Source organism: Bacillus sp. (in: firmicutes), assembly GCA_017656295.1.
In the GTDB taxonomy this organism is placed as follows: Bacteria; Bacillota; Bacilli; order Bacillales; family JACDOC01; genus JACDOC01.
In genome coordinates, this window is the sequence record JACDOC010000011.1 from 58,984 (window position 1) to 76,762 (window position 17,779).

General features: G+C 39.6%; 17 protein-coding genes and 1 pseudogene. 1 reads left to right on the forward strand and 17 read right to left on the reverse strand.

Annotated elements, in window-relative coordinates:
- Window positions 1-62: 62 nt before the first annotated feature.
- The 4 genes from H0Z31_10395 to H0Z31_10410 all read right to left on the reverse strand — a co-directional run bounded on the left by H0Z31_10395 (window position 63) and on the right by H0Z31_10410 (window position 4,168).
- Entirely contained in the window at window positions 63-857 is a 795-nt protein-coding gene (locus H0Z31_10395; GenBank protein MBO8177850.1) for an ABC transporter ATP-binding protein, read from the reverse strand.
- Window positions 832-1,851, reverse strand: coding sequence for an ABC transporter permease (locus H0Z31_10400; GenBank protein ID MBO8177851.1), 1,020 nt, complete (start codon window positions 1,849-1,851; stop codon window positions 832-834). The genes H0Z31_10395 and H0Z31_10400 overlap by 26 nt, the downstream gene beginning before the upstream one ends.
- Window positions 1,852-1,872: 21 nt before the next feature.
- Window positions 1,873-2,889, reverse strand: coding sequence for an ABC transporter substrate-binding protein (locus tag H0Z31_10405; protein MBO8177852.1), 1,017 nt, complete (start codon window positions 2,887-2,889; stop codon window positions 1,873-1,875).
- Window positions 2,890-3,190: 301 nt separating this feature from the next.
- Window positions 3,191-4,168 carry a DUF561 domain-containing protein gene (locus H0Z31_10410; GenBank protein ID MBO8177853.1) on the reverse strand — a complete coding sequence of 326 codons (978 nt, stop codon included), beginning with the start codon at window positions 4,166-4,168 and terminating at the stop codon, window positions 3,191-3,193.
- Between the two features lie 73 nt (window positions 4,169-4,241).
- Here H0Z31_10410 and H0Z31_10415 point away from each other — a divergent pair, with 73 nt between their 5' ends.
- The gene (locus H0Z31_10415) at window positions 4,242-4,760 is read left to right on the forward strand and encodes a gamma carbonic anhydrase family protein (protein ID MBO8177854.1); all 519 of its coding nucleotides are present in this window, start codon (window positions 4,242-4,244) and stop codon (window positions 4,758-4,760) included.
- Window positions 4,761-4,814: 54 nt separating this feature from the next.
- Here H0Z31_10415 and paaX read toward each other — a convergent pair whose 3' ends face one another.
- The 13 genes and pseudogenes from paaX to H0Z31_10480 all read right to left on the reverse strand — a co-directional run bounded on the left by paaX (window position 4,815) and on the right by H0Z31_10480 (window position 17,419).
- Window positions 4,815-5,690, reverse strand: coding sequence for a phenylacetic acid degradation operon negative regulatory protein PaaX (gene paaX / locus H0Z31_10420; GenBank protein MBO8177855.1), 876 nt, complete (start codon window positions 5,688-5,690; stop codon window positions 4,815-4,817).
- Between the two features lie 235 nt (window positions 5,691-5,925).
- Window positions 5,926-7,134, reverse strand: coding sequence for an acetyl-CoA C-acetyltransferase (locus tag H0Z31_10425; GenBank protein MBO8177856.1), 1,209 nt, complete (start codon window positions 7,132-7,134; stop codon window positions 5,926-5,928).
- 41 nt (window positions 7,135-7,175) lie between these two features.
- Complete coding sequence (locus tag H0Z31_10430; GenBank protein MBO8177857.1) at window positions 7,176-8,036, reverse strand: 3-hydroxyacyl-CoA dehydrogenase; 861 nt, start codon at window positions 8,034-8,036, stop codon at window positions 7,176-7,178.
- A gap of 122 nt (window positions 8,037-8,158) precedes the next feature.
- Window positions 8,159-9,676, reverse strand: a pseudogene (locus H0Z31_10435) (aldehyde dehydrogenase).
- A 20-nt stretch (window positions 9,677-9,696) separates the two neighbouring features.
- The gene (locus tag H0Z31_10440; protein ID MBO8177858.1) at window positions 9,697-10,470 is read right to left on the reverse strand and encodes an enoyl-CoA hydratase/isomerase family protein; all 774 of its coding nucleotides are present in this window, start codon (window positions 10,468-10,470) and stop codon (window positions 9,697-9,699) included.
- Window positions 10,471-10,486: 16 nt separating this feature from the next.
- On the reverse strand, window positions 10,487-11,263 hold the full coding sequence (locus H0Z31_10445) for an enoyl-CoA hydratase/isomerase family protein (GenBank protein MBO8177859.1): 777 nt from the start codon (window positions 11,261-11,263) through the stop codon (window positions 10,487-10,489).
- On the reverse strand, window positions 11,256-11,567 hold the full coding sequence (locus tag H0Z31_10450) for an EthD family reductase (GenBank protein ID MBO8177860.1): 312 nt from the start codon (window positions 11,565-11,567) through the stop codon (window positions 11,256-11,258). Before H0Z31_10450 ends, H0Z31_10445 begins: the two co-directional genes overlap by 8 nt.
- A 244-nt stretch (window positions 11,568-11,811) precedes the next feature.
- Window positions 11,812-12,300 carry a phenylacetate-CoA oxygenase subunit PaaJ gene (gene paaJ, locus H0Z31_10455; GenBank protein MBO8177861.1) on the reverse strand — a complete coding sequence of 163 codons (489 nt, stop codon included), beginning with the start codon at window positions 12,298-12,300 and terminating at the stop codon, window positions 11,812-11,814.
- 32 nt (window positions 12,301-12,332) lie between these two features.
- On the reverse strand, window positions 12,333-13,154 hold the full coding sequence (gene paaC / locus H0Z31_10460; GenBank protein ID MBO8177862.1) for a phenylacetate-CoA oxygenase subunit PaaC: 822 nt from the start codon (window positions 13,152-13,154) through the stop codon (window positions 12,333-12,335).
- On the reverse strand, window positions 13,151-13,501 hold the full coding sequence (paaH, locus tag H0Z31_10465; GenBank protein MBO8177863.1) for a 1,2-phenylacetyl-CoA epoxidase subunit B: 351 nt from the start codon (window positions 13,499-13,501) through the stop codon (window positions 13,151-13,153). The genes paaC and paaH overlap by 4 nt, the downstream gene beginning before the upstream one ends.
- A gap of 20 nt (window positions 13,502-13,521) precedes the next feature.
- On the reverse strand, window positions 13,522-14,496 hold the full coding sequence (paaG, locus tag H0Z31_10470; protein MBO8177864.1) for a 1,2-phenylacetyl-CoA epoxidase subunit A: 975 nt from the start codon (window positions 14,494-14,496) through the stop codon (window positions 13,522-13,524).
- Between the two features lie 88 nt (window positions 14,497-14,584).
- The gene (gene paaF / locus H0Z31_10475; GenBank protein MBO8177865.1) at window positions 14,585-15,913 is read right to left on the reverse strand and encodes a phenylacetate--CoA ligase; all 1,329 of its coding nucleotides are present in this window, start codon (window positions 15,911-15,913) and stop codon (window positions 14,585-14,587) included.
- Between the two features lie 246 nt (window positions 15,914-16,159).
- Window positions 16,160-17,419 (reverse strand): sensor histidine kinase, encoded by a 1,260-nt coding sequence (locus tag H0Z31_10480; GenBank protein MBO8177866.1) that lies wholly within the window; start codon window positions 17,417-17,419, stop codon window positions 16,160-16,162.
- Between the last annotated feature and the right edge of the window lie 360 nt (window positions 17,420-17,779).

Here is a 17,779-nt window from a genome sequence, read left to right on the forward strand (position 1 = left end):
TGGTTTTACGTTATACTTTAATAATGTCATATAAATGAAGATTAAATTTAATAAAGTCACTATTAACTTAAAATAGCTCGATCACTTGCCATTTGTTCTCCACGAATTCGTTGAAATTCATGCAACAATTTTTCAACAGTTAGCTGTTTCTTTTCTTGTGCATTTACTTCAAAAATAATTTGTCCTTTATCCATCATAATAAGGCGATTGCCTAACTCAATGGCTTGTTGCATATTGTGCGTGACCATTAACGTCGTTAAATGGTATTTCTCGACAATGTCTTTTGTTAATTGGGTAATTAATTCGGCTCTAGAAGGGTCAAGGGCTGCTGTATGTTCATCTAAAAGTAGAATCTGTGGTTCGGTAAACGTAGCCATTAAAAGTGACAATGCTTGCCGCTCACCACCAGATAATAATCCTACTTTTGCATTTAAACGATTTTCTAAACCAAGATGGAGCGTTTGGAGGACTTCTCGAAAAAATTCTCTTCTTTTTTTGGTGACACCTCGCTTAAAAGTTCGGGAATTAATTCGGGAAAATGCGATTGCCAGGTTCTCTTCAATCGTCATACTCGGTGCCGTCCCTGCCATTGGATCTTGAAAAACTCTCCCAATATATCGGGAACGCTGATATTCTGGTAGATTTGTCACGTCATTTCCATCAATAAACACACTACCTTCATCCGGAAATAATACACCCGAAATTACGTTCATAAGCGTTGATTTTCCTGCCCCATTACTGCCGATAATCGTTACAAAATCTCCTTTATTTAACGTCAGGCTAACATTGTTAAGGGCTATTTTTTCATCAGGTGTTCCTTCATTAAACACTTTAAAGATCTGATTTAACTGCAACATGGCTTTCATCCTTTCCGCCTTCAACACGCAAGCGGTTTAATCTCTTTTTTTCCTTTTGTTTCTTTTCTTTATGACTGCGAATTAGTTGCGGTAAGATCAGCGCTAAAATCACAATAGATGCAGTGATGAGCTTCACGTCACCTGTCTCAAGAAATTGCGCACGCAATGCTAAACTTACAACAATCCGGTAGATGACAGCTCCCCCAATAACGGCAAGCGTTGCTCTTGCGATCGTTTTTGTTCCAAATAACGCTTCTCCAATAATGACGGAGGCTAAACCGATAATAATCATCCCAATTCCCATGCCGACATCAGCAAAAGCGCCGTACTGGGCAATTAACGCCCCACTAAAGGCCACCATAGCATTCGACAAGCCTAATCCTAAAATAATAAACATGTTTGTATTTGCCGAAAAGCTGCGAATCATTCGTTTATTATTACCGGTAGCTCGTAGTGCTAAGCCAATTTCAGTTTGCAAAAACCAATCAGTAAACCACTTAAATAACAATGTTACGATAATCATAATCGTGAGAATACCCCATGTTTTTGGCAACGAACCTTCGATTCCAATGATGGTTAATAAATGATTTAAAGCTGGGTCTATGTTAAGTACACTCCATGAATCCCGGATGGTAGTAAAAACGGTTTCCTCATTTAAAAGAGGAATATTCGATCTTCCCATAATTCGTAGATTGATGGAGTATAGTGCGATCATCATTAAGATTCCAGATAAAAGGGCGTTGATTTTACCTGCTGTATGAAGCAAACCGGTAATTGAACCTGCTACAAAACCGACAAGAAGAGCGGCAACAGTTGCCAAAAACGGATTCACTCCACTGACAATTAATGTTGCCGCTGTTGCTGCTCCAGTTACAAAACTTCCGTCTACTGTTAAATCAGGAAAGTCTAATATTCGAAAGGAAAGATAAACTCCTAGCGCCATAATGGCATAGATGACTCCTGATTCAATGGATCCGAAAATGGCTGTAAACAAAAACACTCATCCTTTCAGTCATTATTCAATAAATTCTGCTATCGTTTCCCAATCAGATTTGATTTCCACACCTTGGTTTTGAGCTGCAGTTTTGTTGATAACTAGTTTTAATTTTTGTGGGAATTGCGGTTTAATTTCTGAAGGTTTTTTCTCTCCTTTTAAAATGGAAACAGCCATTTCCCCTGCTTCATAACCGATATCATAATAGTCAAATCCATATGCTGCAAAACCGCCTCGCTTAAGTGAATCAAGCTCACCTGTAAATAACGGGATTTTATTGTCATTAGCCACGCTAACGACCGATTCAATTGCAGAAACCACTGTATTGTCAGTTATGATATAGAACACATCTGCTTTCCCTACTAACGATTCGGCAGCTTGTTTTACTTCTGCTGTAGTGGATACAGAAGCTTCAACGAATTGTAAATCGGTATTTTGGGCTGCTTCTTTCACTTTTTCAATCTGAGATACGGAGTTTTGTTCACCGGAGTTGTATATAAGACCAACCGTTGTGACATCCATTTGCTCGTGAATAAATTGAATCATTTTGCTAATCGCTTCTGGATGAGTGTCTGTTGTACCGGTAATATTTTCACCAGCTTGGTCCATCGAAGGAACTAACCCTGCACCGACTGGGTCTGTTACCGAAGTGAAGATGATCGGAATATCTTTTGTGGCATTTAAAGCACTTTGGGCACTTGGTGTAGAGTTCGCGAAGATGAGATCAACTTGGGCACTTACTAGGTTATTGGCAATTGTTTGGTTGTTATTCGGGTCTCCTTGCGCGTTTTGCACATCATATGTAACATTCTCGCCTTCCTTAAATCCCCCATCTGCTAATGCTTGCTTAAACCCTTTAAAAGCAGCATCTAGTGATGGGTGCTCAATAATTTGGGTAACACCAATAGTTACAGTTTTGCTGTCATTTCCAGCCTCGTCACTTGATTTTGCCGTTGAATCACTATTTCCACTACAACCTGAAACTGCTAACAAACTAATCAAAAACGGTACAGCAACTTTTTTCATGGATTTAAACATGAATATCCCCCTCTATTTCATTTTTATAAAATACTAGCAACAAAATGGTCTATTTTGTTGCTGATATAACAAAACAAAAAGTATTTGGAAACGTTTACAAAAAGGAGATTAAATTTAATGACATCACAATATTTTTAATAACGTAAAAATAACGTTATGTTAAATTTATATTATCAACCAAACATTCTGAAAGTCAATAATTTTCTAAAAATTTAATGAGTATAAAACTGATGAACAGAACGAATCGAATCGCCTCCTATTGTCTTCTCTTACGTACATTTAAGACGAGAGAACGACGTGTTCACGACAATTGGTCATTCCCTTGTAATGAATGAAATACATGATATAAATTCGTTGCTTTCTCCTTTGCTTCCTGCATAATGGTTTCAAGTAATTGTTTGACAGATGGCAAGTCGTTTATTAGACCAGAAATTTGTCCAGCATTGACAAATCCTTCTTCAAAATTTCCAGACAACGCCCCTAATCGATGATGATCTTCTGATGTATGTTCATTAAATTGCTCTAATGAAATCCCGCTTTTTTCGAACTCCAGTAATTTTTCTGCATATGGAGTTTTCATAATTCGTCGAACCCTTCCAACAGAGCGTCCTACAATAACCGTTTCATGTTCATTCGCATCTATGATTAGATTTTTATATTTTTCATGAAATGGAGCTTCTATTGTAGCAATAAATCGAGTTCCCATTTGAACTCCTTGGGCGCCAAGAGCAAATGCCGCCAATAAACCATATCCATCACCGATTCCACCAGCAGCGACGACTGGAACACCAACTGCCTTAACAATTTGAGGAACTAAAGTCATTGTCGTAAGCTCAAGGTTCGAATTAATACCAGCTGCTTCATAACCTTCCGCCACAATGATATCGGCACCTGCTTCTTCAGCTTTTTTAGCATGCTTCACAGAAGCCGTTACAGTGATCACTTTGATCCCTTCTTCGTGACAAGTAGGAATATATGGTGCTGGGTTTCCTGCTGAAAACGAAACAACAGGTACTTGATGTTTTAACACAAGTGAAAAAATTTCTTTAAAATTCGGTGTGACACTGATAGGAATATTCACTGCAAAAGGTTTATTTGTCTTTTTTTTCGTTTCAATAATCAAATGTTCCACTTCATCCGGTGACATCGTCCCTGCTCCAATCGTACCTAATCCACCTGCTTCAGAAATCGCACTTGTTAGTTGTGAGTTACTTATATTTCCCATTCCTCCTTGAATAATTGGATATTGAATGTTTAATAAAGAACAAACATGATTCATTAAATCCCCACCTCGTAAAAAATGTGTTATATTATACTTATCATAAAATTAACACAATTTTAGGGGGATGGGAATGATTTATACGTATAATGGGAAAACACCAAAAATCGATGATACCGTTTTTATCGCTCCAGGAGCACATATTATTGGTGATGTGACGATCGGAAAGGAATCGACGATTTGGTTTAACGCGGTCATCCGTGGAGATGAAGCTCCGATCGTCATTGGGGATCGATGCAGCATCCAAGACAATTCAACTTGCCATTTGTATGAAGGATATCCTTTATTGATTGAAGACGAGGTAACCGTAGGCCATAACGTCATTTTACATGGATGTACCATTCGGAAACGAACGATCATTGGTATGGGTTCAACTATTTTAGATGGGGCCGAAATCGGTGAAGAATGTATCATTGGGGCCAATACGCTAATACCACCAGGCAAAAAGATCCCTCCACGCTCACTCGTCGTAGGGTCTCCAGGACAAGTTGTCCGTGAAATGACGGAAAAAGATTTAGCGTTAATCCAGCTTTCAATAGATTCGTATGTCCAAAAAGGAAAAGAATATCTGCAACAGTTAGGAAAGAAATAAACGGTTCGAATTCGTTTGAAGCAAAAGAGCACTGCCTATTTTAGACAGTGCTCTCTATTCAATAATAAGTGGATGATCGAAAACGTTATAATCTTCGTCCTTTTTTTCCAGCTCGTTTCCGTCCGTAAATACCTCTTCAAAAAAACGGCTTGCCGGTTTAGCTAATTCTTTGTAATATTCACTAAACAGTGATGCGGCATGGCTACCCATCCATTTGTTTGGAAGTAGTTCTTCAGGAAGTCCAGGATCAACAAATAAAAACTTTCGATATTCATGAACGAGCTTTGTCCGTTCGACAAAGCACTCAGCATCTGACATTTCGCCCCGTTGAATTTTATTTTTATCAATAATAAATTTTTGACTGTAAATGGAAATAAATTCTTCATACTTCTCGTTGATCGCCTCTAAGTCCCAGCATTTCTCCACCAGCTGAGTATTTTGATGCGGACCATCATATTGTGCAATAAAAAAATCAACATATGGTTCAATATCGTATTTTTCAATTAAATCATACACTTGCTTTTCCAAATTATTTGGTGAAATCCAACAGCTATTGGAAATTGTCCCAAAACCACTCCAAACTAATTCTTTACGCAATTCGTCACGCAAATTACGTTTTTCTTCCGGTATGGTATAGATAAGAATTCGCCATTTTCCATCCCATTTTTCAGGGTGTAATTTATAAATCCGTTTGGCTGCTTCCTCTATACGTTTTACCCCACGTTCAGTCAGTGAATAGTAACTCTTATTTCCTCTTTTTTCTGCCTGTACCCATCCTTGTTTGCTCATTCGAGAGATAGCTGCGCGTACCGCTTGGTCGTTATGTCCAAATTCTTTAAGGAGGCGTATTAAACTTCCTATCCATATTTGATTACCATAATGTCGAATATAATCTCCATATATTGTAAAAATCATAGATCTTGTGTTCATACTCATGTTTGACACCCTTTTACCGACTAAAATAAATTTTCAGATTATTATAGTAGCAAATTTTTATATCAGATACAAGACGAACACTTGAAAAAATGTCAAATAATGTCGAATTTTTACATCACAGAAAACTATTATGATGTTATACGGTGAACAATAGAAAAGACTGACTCATATACAATCATCTCTTGAGCCAGTCCATTACTGCCTGAGATTAAATGCCCGCTTAACGTTCTTACTGGTGTTCCCAATTTTCAACGATTGTTGCAATTCCTTGTCCGACGCCAATACACATCGTTGCGAGCCCATATTGGACGTTTCGTTTTTTCATTTCATAAATTAGGGTTGTTAAAATACGGGCACCGCTAGCTCCTAAAGGATGACCAAAGGCAATGGCTCCACCGTTTACGTTTACAATTTCTGGATTAAACTCCAGCTGCTTTATACAGGCAATGCATTGTGATGCAAAAGCTTCATTGAGTTCCACTAAACCGATGTCAGTAATCGATAAATCGGCACGTTTTAACGCTTTTTGAGTCGCATAGATCGGACCAAGGCCCATTACCGCTGGCTCTAACCCAGCGACCGCCGACGTTTTATATTTCACTAACGGTATCATCCTAAGTTCTTTTGCTTTTTCGACGCTCATGAGAAGCAAAGCGGATGCCCCGTCGTTAATACCAGACGCGTTTCCTGCTGTTACTGTACCGTTTTCAAACAATGGGGGCAGTTTAGAGAGTTTTTCCATCGTAGTATTCGGGCGAGGATGTTCGTCTTTATCAACGACGATAAGGTTTCCTTTGCGGTCGTGAAAACTAACAGCAACTAATTCTTCAGAAAAACGATTTTGTTCCAGCGCCCGTTTGGCCTTCATTTGGCTTTCATATGCAAATTGATCTTGCTCTTCCCTTGAAATACCATATCTTTTCGCCACATTTTCCGCGGTTTCCGGCATGCTATCGGTTCCATACATTTCTTTTAGCTTAGGATTAATGAAACGCCAACCGATTGTTGTATCATACATTTCCATGTTTCCACGAGGAAAATCATCGCTCGGTTTTGCCATGACATATGGTGCTCGTGTCATGCTTTCCGTTCCCCCGGCGATGACGATGTCGGCCTCACCTGTCATAATCAAACGTGCGGCATAGTTCACTGCATCGAGACCAGACCCGCATAAGCGGTTAATCGTCGTGCCCGCCACTTCTACCGGTAATCCTGCTAAAAGCGCTGACATTCTGGCCACATTACGATTGTCTTCTCCGGCTTGATTGGCGTTCCCGAGAACCACTTCCTCAATTTGCTTTACAGGAACGTTTGGATTACGTTCGATTAACTTTTTTATGACAACTGCCCCTAAATCATCCGGACGAACATCTTTCAGTGCCCCTTTATATCTTCCAATCGGTGTTCGTACCGCATCAACAATCACTACTTCCCGCATCTTATTCTCCCATCCCTTTCTGTACTCAATGTCCTATTTACTTAATCGTTTTTGTTCGTATAATCGTACACACCTCTTCCGGTTTTGCGACCGAGGCGTCCGGCTTTTACATATTGCTCTAATAGTGGAGCTGGCCGATACTTTTCCCCTAATTTTTCATGTAAATATTTTAAGTTGTTCAAACGAGTATCCAGTCCAACCAGGTCTGCTAGTTCAAATGGACCCATCGGATAGTTTAAGCCAAGCTTGATCGCTTTATCGATTTCTTCCGGTGTTCCAATGCCTTCTTGTAACATATAAAACGCCTCATTTCCGACTAATGCGCTAATTCGACTTGTGACAAACCCTGGAAATTCATTTACAACGACTGTTTCTTTTCCCATTTGTTCAGCCACTTGTTGAATGACTTCCGCTGTTTCATCACTTGTCTCTAAACCACGAATAATTTCCACAAGCTTCATTTTATGAACGGGGTTAAAAAAGTGCATCGCAATTACTTTCTCCGGACGGTTCGTAAAAGAAGCAATTTCAGTTGGACTCATCGTGGATGTATTCGTCGCAAAATAACAATCCTCTTTTGCATGTTTGTCGATTGTTTCAAAAACGTTTTTCTTAATTTCTAATTTTTCGGGTACGGCTTCAATGATTAAGTCGGCTTCTTTTGCCGCTTGTACTATATCAGTTGTATAAAGAAGTCGGCTCTCGGCTTCTGTTCGCAACGCTTCGGTCATTTTCCCTCGTGCCACGCCTTTTTCGAAGATCTTCGTAATTTCCTGTTTGGCACTTGATAACTGTTCCTCTTTAATATCTACCAGTGTTGTATGAAATCCTCCAACCGTGCTGACATAGGCGATTCCCCTTCCCATGACGCCGGACCCAATCACCACGATATTTTTAATCATGTACTACTCCCCCTTGTTCACGACTGTTTTTTAACTCTTCTGTATGATTTGTCATGCTTTTAAATGATTTATAAAGAAATACGAGCACCCATCCGCAGATGAAAGTGCTCGTATGAAACTGTTTACAAGCCAAATGGATTGAGCGGACGGCTTCCATAATAAGAAATGATGCTTTTTGTCTCTGTATACAAGTCAAGCGTTTCAATGCATAGCTCTCGGCCGAACCCCGATTGCTTATAGCCACCAAATGGTGTTCCAGGGAACGCTGAGAATGGACTGTTAATCATGACGATGCCCGCTTGAATTTGTTAAGCGACACGAAGAGCCCGTCCGTGGTCTTTTGTCCAAATCGCTGAACCTAGCCCATACTGACTGTCGTTCGCTAGCTTAATCACTTCTTTTTCATCGCAAAATTTCATCACAACAACGACAGGCCCAAAAATTTCTTCTTTAACGACTTTCATGTTTTGGTTTACATCCGTAATAATGGTTGGTTCATACCAGTAACCGTTTTCAAACCCTTCCACCTTCGCTTCTTTTCCGCCTGTTACAATGGTCGCACCATCTTCAACAGCTGACTTGACATAACTGTCAATAACATCAAGCTGCTCGCGGCTAATAATGGCACCGACATGCGTGCTTTCTTCAAACGGATTACCAAGCTTTAATTTTTTTGTCTTTTCTACAAACTTTTCTAAAAATTGATCATAAATGTTCTCATGCACGTACAAACGGGAACGCGCTTCACACGACTGACCGGTATTGTAAAAAATACCAAACAATGAACCATCTACCGCTGCATCAAGGTCCGCATCTTCGAAAATAATGTTTGGAGATTTCCCGCCAAGTTCGAGGGTTACACGCTTTAACGTTGATGACGCTTTTTCCATAATATTTTTGCCAACTGGAGTGGATCCGGTAAATGCGACTTTATCAACAAGCGAATGTTCAACTAAATAATTTCCGACCTCAGAACCCGAACCAGTAACGACATTGACCACCCCTTCTGGTACACCTGCTTCATGACAAATTTCTGCAAGGACAATACACGTCAACGGAGTAAGAGAAGCAGGTTTCACGACAACGGAGCAGCCAACTGCAATCGCTGGGGCAATTTTCCACGCTGCCATCATTAATGGATAGTTCCATGGAATAATTTGGGCACATACACCGACAGGTTCCTTTTCCGTAAAGTTATGAAACGCCCCCGGCATAGGATTCACCGCCCCACGGTGACTGACAATCGCACTTGCATAAAACTCAAAATCTTCAATCGCTTGCATGACTTGTCCTTGAGCTGCCGTTAAGGACTTTCCTGTGTCTAAAATCTCTAATTCTACTAGTTCAATAAAACGGGAACGCATAATTGAGGCAATTTTGTTTAACACTCGAGCTCGTTTATTTACAGGGAAACGTCTCCATTTTCCATAATTAAAAGCAGCTCTGGCCGCTTGTACCGCCCGCTCTACATCTTCTTTTGTTCCTTTTGCCACTTTAGCGACAGGTTCTCCCGTTGCCGGATTTATCGTGACATACGTATCACCAGAGGAAGACTCCACACGCTCGCCGTTTATAATCAGATGATACATCTCTCGCTTCATTTCAAGCTTTTCCATTTTTTGATCTTTTACAGTGGCCATTAACAGACACTCCTTTTTCTTTATTTACCTAGAAATAAAGCCTTTCGCTTTTCAAAAAACGCACGAACTCCTTCTCGGTGGTCGTGCGTAAGTCCTGCAATCCGTTGTCCATACGCTTCTTTTTCCAGATACTCGTCAAACGATAAATGCCAGCTTTCACTTAAAGCTCGTTTAATCAATCCAATTGCTTTTGTCGGCATTTGAGCAAGCTTTTCCGCAAATGAACGAACTTCTTCATTCCATGTTTCGGTTGAAATGATTTTTGTAACAAGTCCCAACTCTTTCGCTTCCTTTGCGGTTACTTTTTCACCAAACACCGCAAGCTCAAGAGCTTTGGCATGCCCAACTAAGCGCGGTAAATAATACAGATTTCCTGCATCCGGTATTAGTCCTACATGAATAAACGCTTCTATGAAGCTTGCTTTTTCTGACGCAAGGCGAAAATCACATGCTAGTGCAAGGCTCATACCGGCTCCAGCAGCCACACCATTAACAGCGGCAATCGTCGGTTTTTCGATACGATATAACTGTTTCATCATCGGCATATATCGCTTGCGAAGGACTTCACCGTGATCAAGCCCCTCATTCACACTTCCGAGGTCTTCCCCTGAACAAAAGGCTCTTCCAGCTCCCGTGATCACCAGACAACGCACTGATTCATCATGGTTTGCATCCTTAATGGCTTTCGTGATTTCTTTGTTCATTTGCTCAGTAAATGCATTTAACTTATCTGGACGGTTGAGCGTTAAGTAGGCCACACCATTTTGAACTTCAAAAAGGATTGTTTCGTACAATTGAGCTGTCCCCCCTTTACTTTCCTTGAAAGTTAGGTTTTCGTTTTTCTATAAATGCTTTCATGCCTTCCTTTTGATCCTCTGAAGAGAACAGCAAGTAGAAGTTCTTTCGTTCAAATTGCATCCCTTCATACAGAGGATAGTCAACGGCTTTATGTACAGCCTCTTTGATTAGACGAAGGGATAAAGGAGGCTGAAGAACTAGTTTTTTTGCAAATTTTATTGTTTCTTCTAATAAAAGTTCAGGGGCGACCACTCGATTGACAATGCCATATTCATACGCTTTTTTCGCTGACATTCGTTCACCTGTCCAAAGCCATTCAAGCGCTCTCGTTTTACCAATCAGTTTTGTCAATCGCTGTGTTCCACCTGCCCCTGGCATGACCCCAAGATTAACTTCTGGGAATCCGAACTCGGCAGTTTCAGATGCAAACAACACATCGCAACAAAGCGCAAGTTCAAAGCCGCCTCCTAAGGCAAATCCATGGACAGCACCAATGATTGGTTTTTTAATGAGAGACATGCGGTCCCATTCTGCAAATTGGTTCAATAACTCTAACGAAATGGAAGTGTCATTCGCCATTTCATCTATATCTGCACCGGCAGCAAATGCACGTCCGCGTCCCGTTAAGACGATCACACTTACCTCATCACTTCGATCCAATGTCTCCATCGCCGTGAGAATTTCTGTCACCATTGAACGATTGAGTGCGTTTAAAACGTTGGGACGATTTAACTCAATGAGCGCAACTTTTTCTTCTACTTTTGTGTGGATATACTGAAACTCACTCATTTTCTACTTCCTCACCAATCATTAATGTCACTAAATCTCCTGCAAATGACATTAAGTCTTTTCCAGAAGCCTTTGCTTCACTTGTTTTCATCGCTTCCCTTAATGCTTCATGGCTGTCATAATACATTTCACATAAAAGGTAATAGTCACTTTCACCACCCATTGGTGTACCAACGATTTTCGTTACTTCCATTTTGCGAAGCCCTGGGATTTTCGCTGTAATTGGTGCGTGTGTGTTGAAATAATGTTCATCAAATTTCTCCTTATCTTTTGGCTGTTTGTAAAGAGCAATCATTTTTACCATGGTATCTTCTCCTTTTCTTTTTAATTGGCTCTAACCTAAAATTTCTGTGGATAACTTTTACTGTTATTTCATTCATCGATGTGCTAATGGCAATTTGTATTTCGCTTGTGGCGGACGCTTTCCGCGGGCAAGCCGCTTCCCCTCGCTACGCTCAAGTAACGGTCTTGCGGCTTCTTGTTCCCGCTGGAGTCGCCGCCGTGTGAATCACTTGCTAAAAATCAACATTGACATTTAACATAGCCTTTTAATTAAATGTAGAAACTGGTTTTAAAGCTTCAAATGGATTTTTACATTGCTTGCAATATAAAATGCTTCGACAGGCAGTTGGACCGAATAAGTTTTCCAATGTCGTATAAGTGGAACCGCAATAGGGACAGTCGACATACCATTCACCATTTGGTCCCCTTTGCTTCGGTGGAGGAGCGATTCCGAATTCCTTCAACCGCTCACGGCCCCGATCGGTAATACGGTCCGATGTCCATGGAGGATGGTATATAAATTCAACGGTGCAATGACAAATCCCGTCTATATTTATGACAGCATTTTCAACATTATTCCGAATAATATCAAGTGCTGGACAACCAATAAATGTCGGAAGGAGTTTGATTATAACTTCGTGATCATTCACAGTTACGTCTTCAACCATTCCTAAATCGACAATGCTAACCGAATCGATTTCAGGGTCTTGCACGGTGTCCAGCAATTCATAAACTTTCTGTTTAATAGAAGTCATAGACACCCTTCTTTCGCTGTAAGTTTCCAAGATTACCAGGTTGCTTGTGAATCTAAATGATATACTTCTGATAGCGTGGCAATCGCTGTATCTAAATCAGATGTATGCACACCATTTCGTCCGTTTCCACGCTTCATTCCAAAGTTAGGCGGTAAATTTAGCTTCGTCTGTTCAAAAATTGGTTGCATCTGCTGAATCCACCGGTGAGTTAATACTTCTTCACTGTCAATCAACCCAAATTCGACCATTTTGCTTCCTTGATCACCAAGCGTCAAAACTCCAGCAAAATCATCAAACACTTTTTGAATTGCCTTTTTCATTCGTTCACGTGCTTCTCCATTGGCATTCACAAGCTGGATAAACCATGTTTTCCAATGCAATAGATGATAATAAAGTTCCATTTCTACTTTGACAGCTACTTCTTGAAGGGGGACATACGAGCATTTTTTTAACGATTCCATCCGTACCTTTTTGGCTTGTGTGTAAAAATAATTTCTTACAACCGCAAATGCCCAGTCGTAATACGGTTCTTCTAAGTAATGTCCAGGTCCATTTACTTCTTCAAGCAAAATCGCATTCCTACGCTCCGATGATTTTCGTCCGTGAGCTAACTCATCTGCAGTTCCAACACCGATTTCCTCAAGAAGCTGATAAAACATAGCCGCATGCCCCATCATATCTTGACTAATGGAGGAAAAAGCGACGTCTTCTTCGATATGTGGAGCTAATCCAAGCCATTCTGAACCTCGATAGGCAATGATAAAATCATCATCCGCTAGTTGAAAAAGTAATTCAATCAGTGTTGCTTTAAAATCTGGGTATTGATTTAACTCTTGTGCCGTATTCACTTTCATCGCTTAATCTCGCCCTTCCATGAGAGAATCTCTTTCTCATCTAGTATTTCTTGTTCGTATTGGCGCCATTTTTTCTTTAAATATCCATATCCTTTCGTTGTACGGTAATCTTTGTTATCTAACCGTTGTAAGGCTACTTTTTCTTCCCGAGACATTTGACGAATATCCGAACGCTTCACCACCCAAATGTCGGATACTGGTTCGCGTCGCATAAAATTTTCTTGGGCCATAATTAAAGCAATGTCATGATTGGGAGCAAGTAAGCTAAATTGATGCTGAAGCGGAGCGGTATCTCTTTTTCGGCTAAATACTTCAAACACTTGATAAAAATCATCCGTACGTTTCAAAACGATCCCCTCCCTTCATATTACATCGCTACTTGTTTTTGACTTAACGCTTCCCGTACCCAAGCGTTATGTTTAAAAGATATTTCTCTTAAGCGGAGACGTTCTTTCGATTTTGGACCATTGTTTCGAATAATTTCCTTAAATTTACTCCAATCTGGCTGCTGATAAACCCATTTACCTTGTTCTTGGTCAAAATACATCGTCTCATCCGGAAGTTTTAACCCAAGCGCTAAAATTCGAGGAACATATTTCGTAAAAAAGTCTTGCCGCAATTCTTCATTGGTTTTTGTGCGAATTCGGTATTTAATCGTGATGTCTTGCTTGGATGTTCCGGTAGTTGAAGCGCTTTCAGGACCAAAAAACATAAGCAACGCCTCCCACCAACGGTTCAAAGCATCTTGGAGCATCGCTCGTTGTTTTTCCGTACCTTCAGCAAGGGCCAAAATAATTGATTCCCCATGCTGTGCATGAAATACTTCTTCTGCACATATACGTTTTAGCGCTCGCGCATACGGACCATAGGAAGCATCAAGCATATTCGTTTGGGTAATGATAGCAGCTCCATCGACGAGCCATCCAATTAATCCCGCATCTCCCCAAGTAGGTGCTGGCATATGGAACACGTTATGAAACTTCAAATCTCCTTTAAATAAATCTTGCATAAGATCTTCTCGATTTTTTCCAAGCGGTCTCATTAAATCCTCTGCCACCCGAAGTAGAAGCTGGCCATGGCCCATTTCGTCCTGAACTTTCGCCATAATACCTAACTTTCTTCGTAAAGACGGAGCTTTCGGAACCCATTCTTTTTCTGGAAGCGCTCCCATTATTTCGCTGATGGCATGCATGGAAATTAGCTTAATTAAGGCCATTCGATAATCGTCTGGCATCCAATCGTCCGCTTCAATTTTTTCTCCCGCTTGAATCCTTTCCATAAACCGCTCATTCTTTTCATCGTTTGATAACCGATCAAATGACACTGTCAATGTCAATTTCATCAACTCCATTTTATATAACGTTTATTTAACGTAATTATAAAATAACGTAACAAGTATATCAATAATAAATATTTAGATAATTCAAAATTTATTGGTTTACTTTTAGTTGATTTCGTAGATCGACTACTCGGATCGCTTTTCCTTGTGAACGTGGGATCGACTTTGGTTCATGAACGTTCACATCAATCGATATGAAACAATAGGTTTTTAATAGATGTTGAATATTTTTTTTCAATTGATGGACACGCTCATCCTGTAAATTGCCATTAATTGCTGCAAAAAACGGTTCGTTCACCTCTACTTGTAACTGGACGGCGTCTAAACTTCCTTTACGAACCAAATGAATTTGATAATGCGGAGCCAACTCTTCCACCGTCAATAAATATTGTTCAATCTCAGAAGGAAACACATTGACGCCACGAATAATTAACATATCATCTACTCTACCTTTGACGCGTGACATTCTTGTGGTCGTCCGGCCGCATTGACATGGTTCTCTTGTGATCGAAGCAATGTCACCTGTTCGATATCGAATCACTGGAAACGCTTCTTTTGTTAAGCTAGTAAAAACTAATTCTCCTTCTTCTCCTTCAGGGACTGGTTCGAGCGTATTCGGATTAACAACTTCGACTAAGAAATGATCTTCTGCGATATGGAGACCGTCTTGTACTTCATGGCATTCCATAGCAACCCCTGGTCCAATGACCTCGCTTAAGCCATATATGTCACACGCTTTTATATCAAAGAGTTCTTCTAATGTCAGACGCATTTCTTCTGACCATGGCTCAGCACCAAAAATACCGTAGTTTATCGATGTGGATTTCGGATCTTTACCAAGTTCTCGCATTCGTTCTGCTATATTTAACATATACGAAGGGGTGCACGAGATAACTGTTGGCTTAAAATCTTCAATCATCATAATTTGTCGATCAGTATTTCCACCGGACATCGGTACGGTGACCATTCCTAGTCGTTCCCCACCGTAATGCAAACCAAGTCCTCCGGTAAATAAACCGTACCCATACGCATTATGAAGAATTTGTCCCGGCTCTCCACCGGCGATGGAAATGGCACGGGCCACCACTTCTGACCAATGGTCAATATCGTTTTTCGTATAAGCAACAACTGTCGGTTTGCCGCTTGTTCCACTTGAGGCGTGAATTCGAACACAATCTTTTAACGGTACGGCTAGAAGGTCAAATGGGTAGTGATTACGTAAATCTTTTTTTGTGGTGAAAGGGAGCCTTTGCAAGTCTTCAAGAGAGGAGATATCATCTGGAGTTATCTGTAGCTGGGTAAATTGCCTTTGGTAAAACGGAACATTCTCATATACGTGCTTAACCGTTTCCTGCAACCGTCGTAATTGCAGCTTCTCCATTTCTTCCCTTGAACATGTTTCAATTTCGTGTAAAATCATTTCCCTCATCCCCCTAACTTTTTATGACGTTTTTTTAACGGTATAAAAATATAAATCATATTTATGATTAAAATATATTTAACATTCAGAATTGTCAATGATTAATTATTATTATTTCCATCTTTTTTCATTTCCAAGACCATTTCTCCTATATATTTCAAATAAAAAACACCCTCGAATATACGAGGATGTCATTCCAATTCAATTACCAGTTTATAAAAACATAAATCCGAAAATCCGTTAATTTTACTCTTCTTTCAAAGGAAGTGTAATCGTCAATGTCGTTCCTTTATTTACAGCACTATCAATTTCTAGCGTTCCATTCATCGTTTGAATAATTTTTAATGCGACCATTGTCCCTAATCCGGTTCCTTTTTCTTTCGTGCTAAAGTACGGTTCGCCGTAGCGGCTGATTTGCTCTGGTGTCATTCCAATACCGGTGTCTTTAATTTTTATAACGATGTGATCATCGATAAGGTATGATAAAATGGTTAGTTCACCGCCATTTGGCATCGCTTCGACCGCATTTTTGACTAAGTTTAAGAAACATTGCTGGAAATATTGGATACTGCCGATCGTACATCCTGAATGTACATCAGAAGAAATGGTAATGGAGTTCATATTCGCTAATGGCCGAACGATATCAACGACTTTTTTTAATTCTCGGTCAACATCAATTGTTTCAATTTTTTCCGGTGCTGGTTTGGCAAAAGTTAAGTAATCATCGATGATTAACTTCGCTCTGTTTAATTCTTCAAGCGCAATATGAATATATTGATCTTTTATTTCTTTCGATAAGCTGGGAGATCTAAGAAGCTGCATAAACCCTTGAACAACCGTTAATGGATTACGTACTTCATGCGAGATACTGGCAGCCAACTGACTGACAATTTCCATTTTCTCAACCTTTATTAATTTTGTACGCATCATCATTGCTTCACTTAACAATTCGATAATATAAATAAGAAATAAAATAGCAATGGTAGGAACAATGATAAAATCAATAATGTATGTATCGGTTACTTGAAAGTCTGAAATAACAACGGCAATAATTGTTGAGAGAATCGCAAGGAAAAAGGTAATCATCGGGGCCATGACAAGCTTCTGTGACCTGTTAAGTTGATTATATGTACGTGAATATATCGCACAAACGATCAACATTGTGATATAAATCACGACAGTAATATAGTTATACCCGTAAAAGACAAACCTCACAATCAATAAAATCATTAACAAAGGAAGCCCGACCGTCCATCCTCCGTTAAGGGTACCAATGATAAAAGGGAGTTGTCGTAAATCGTGAACACAATTAGGGGCAATATAAATTGGAAATCTCATACACAAGATGAGAGGGACACTTAAGCAAACGACCATCAGAAGCTGTCGATAATGTCTATATTTCTGAAACAAAGAAACATGATCTATTAAAAAATAATAAACAAAAATACTCACTAAAATATAAAACAGGTCATTGAGGACATTTTGATTAATGAAAATAAAATCCATAGCTTATCCCTCGAAAGTTTTAACATAATGATTTAATTATACATGATTTACTTTCAAAATTGTGTCCGTCCCTATTATTATTTCGAAATCATCTTGAATAAAAAGGCGGTTTGTTTTTTTCTATGAAACCCATACCGTTTCTCGAGCGTACTTACCAATAAACTATTTGTTTAAGTTAACGGCTTTTAAGTTTCGCTTAAGATTTCATTCCTAAAATCGCAACGATTATTATTGATAATAACACACTCAACAACAAAGATATAATCCAATGTCTCTGGTAACGTCAAGAATTTTGTGTAAGGTTCTATAGAGTATCCTCAGATTATGCTTTATTTGATAATAAATTCATTTATCTGTTTC

What these genes read in the sequence shown, in the direction of transcription:
- paaX (MBO8177855.1), bottom strand. Translation starts at nt 5,690, where the DNA reads ATGAACACAAGATCTATGATTTTTACAATATATGGAGATTATATTCGA.
- H0Z31_10445 (MBO8177859.1), bottom strand. Translation starts at nt 11,263, where the DNA reads ATGAGTGAGTTTCAGTATATCCACACAAAAGTAGAAGAAAAAGTTGCG.
- H0Z31_10410 (MBO8177853.1), bottom strand. Translation starts at nt 4,168, where the DNA reads ATGAATCATGTTTGTTCTTTATTAAACATTCAATATCCAATTATTCAA.
- H0Z31_10480 (MBO8177866.1), bottom strand. Translation starts at nt 17,419, where the DNA reads ATGGATTTTATTTTCATTAATCAAAATGTCCTCAATGACCTGTTTTAT.
- H0Z31_10450 (MBO8177860.1), bottom strand. Translation starts at nt 11,567, where the DNA reads ATGGTAAAAATGATTGCTCTTTACAAACAGCCAAAAGATAAGGAGAAA.
- H0Z31_10415 (MBO8177854.1), top strand. Translation starts at nt 4,242, where the DNA reads ATGATTTATACGTATAATGGGAAAACACCAAAAATCGATGATACCGTT.
- paaG (MBO8177864.1), bottom strand. Translation starts at nt 14,496, where the DNA reads ATGAAATTGACATTGACAGTGTCATTTGATCGGTTATCAAACGATGAA.
- paaF (MBO8177865.1), bottom strand. Translation starts at nt 15,913, where the DNA reads ATGATTTTACACGAAATTGAAACATGTTCAAGGGAAGAAATGGAGAAG.
- H0Z31_10405 (MBO8177852.1), bottom strand. Translation starts at nt 2,889, where the DNA reads ATGTTTAAATCCATGAAAAAAGTTGCTGTACCGTTTTTGATTAGTTTG.
- paaC (MBO8177862.1), bottom strand. Translation starts at nt 13,154, where the DNA reads ATGAAAGTGAATACGGCACAAGAGTTAAATCAATACCCAGATTTTAAA.
- H0Z31_10395 (MBO8177850.1), bottom strand. Translation starts at nt 857, where the DNA reads ATGTTGCAGTTAAATCAGATCTTTAAAGTGTTTAATGAAGGAACACCT.
- paaJ (MBO8177861.1), bottom strand. Translation starts at nt 12,300, where the DNA reads ATGACTTCTATTAAACAGAAAGTTTATGAATTGCTGGACACCGTGCAA.
- H0Z31_10430 (MBO8177857.1), bottom strand. Translation starts at nt 8,036, where the DNA reads ATGATTAAAAATATCGTGGTGATTGGGTCCGGCGTCATGGGAAGGGGA.
- H0Z31_10425 (MBO8177856.1), bottom strand. Translation starts at nt 7,134, where the DNA reads ATGCGGGAAGTAGTGATTGTTGATGCGGTACGAACACCGATTGGAAGA.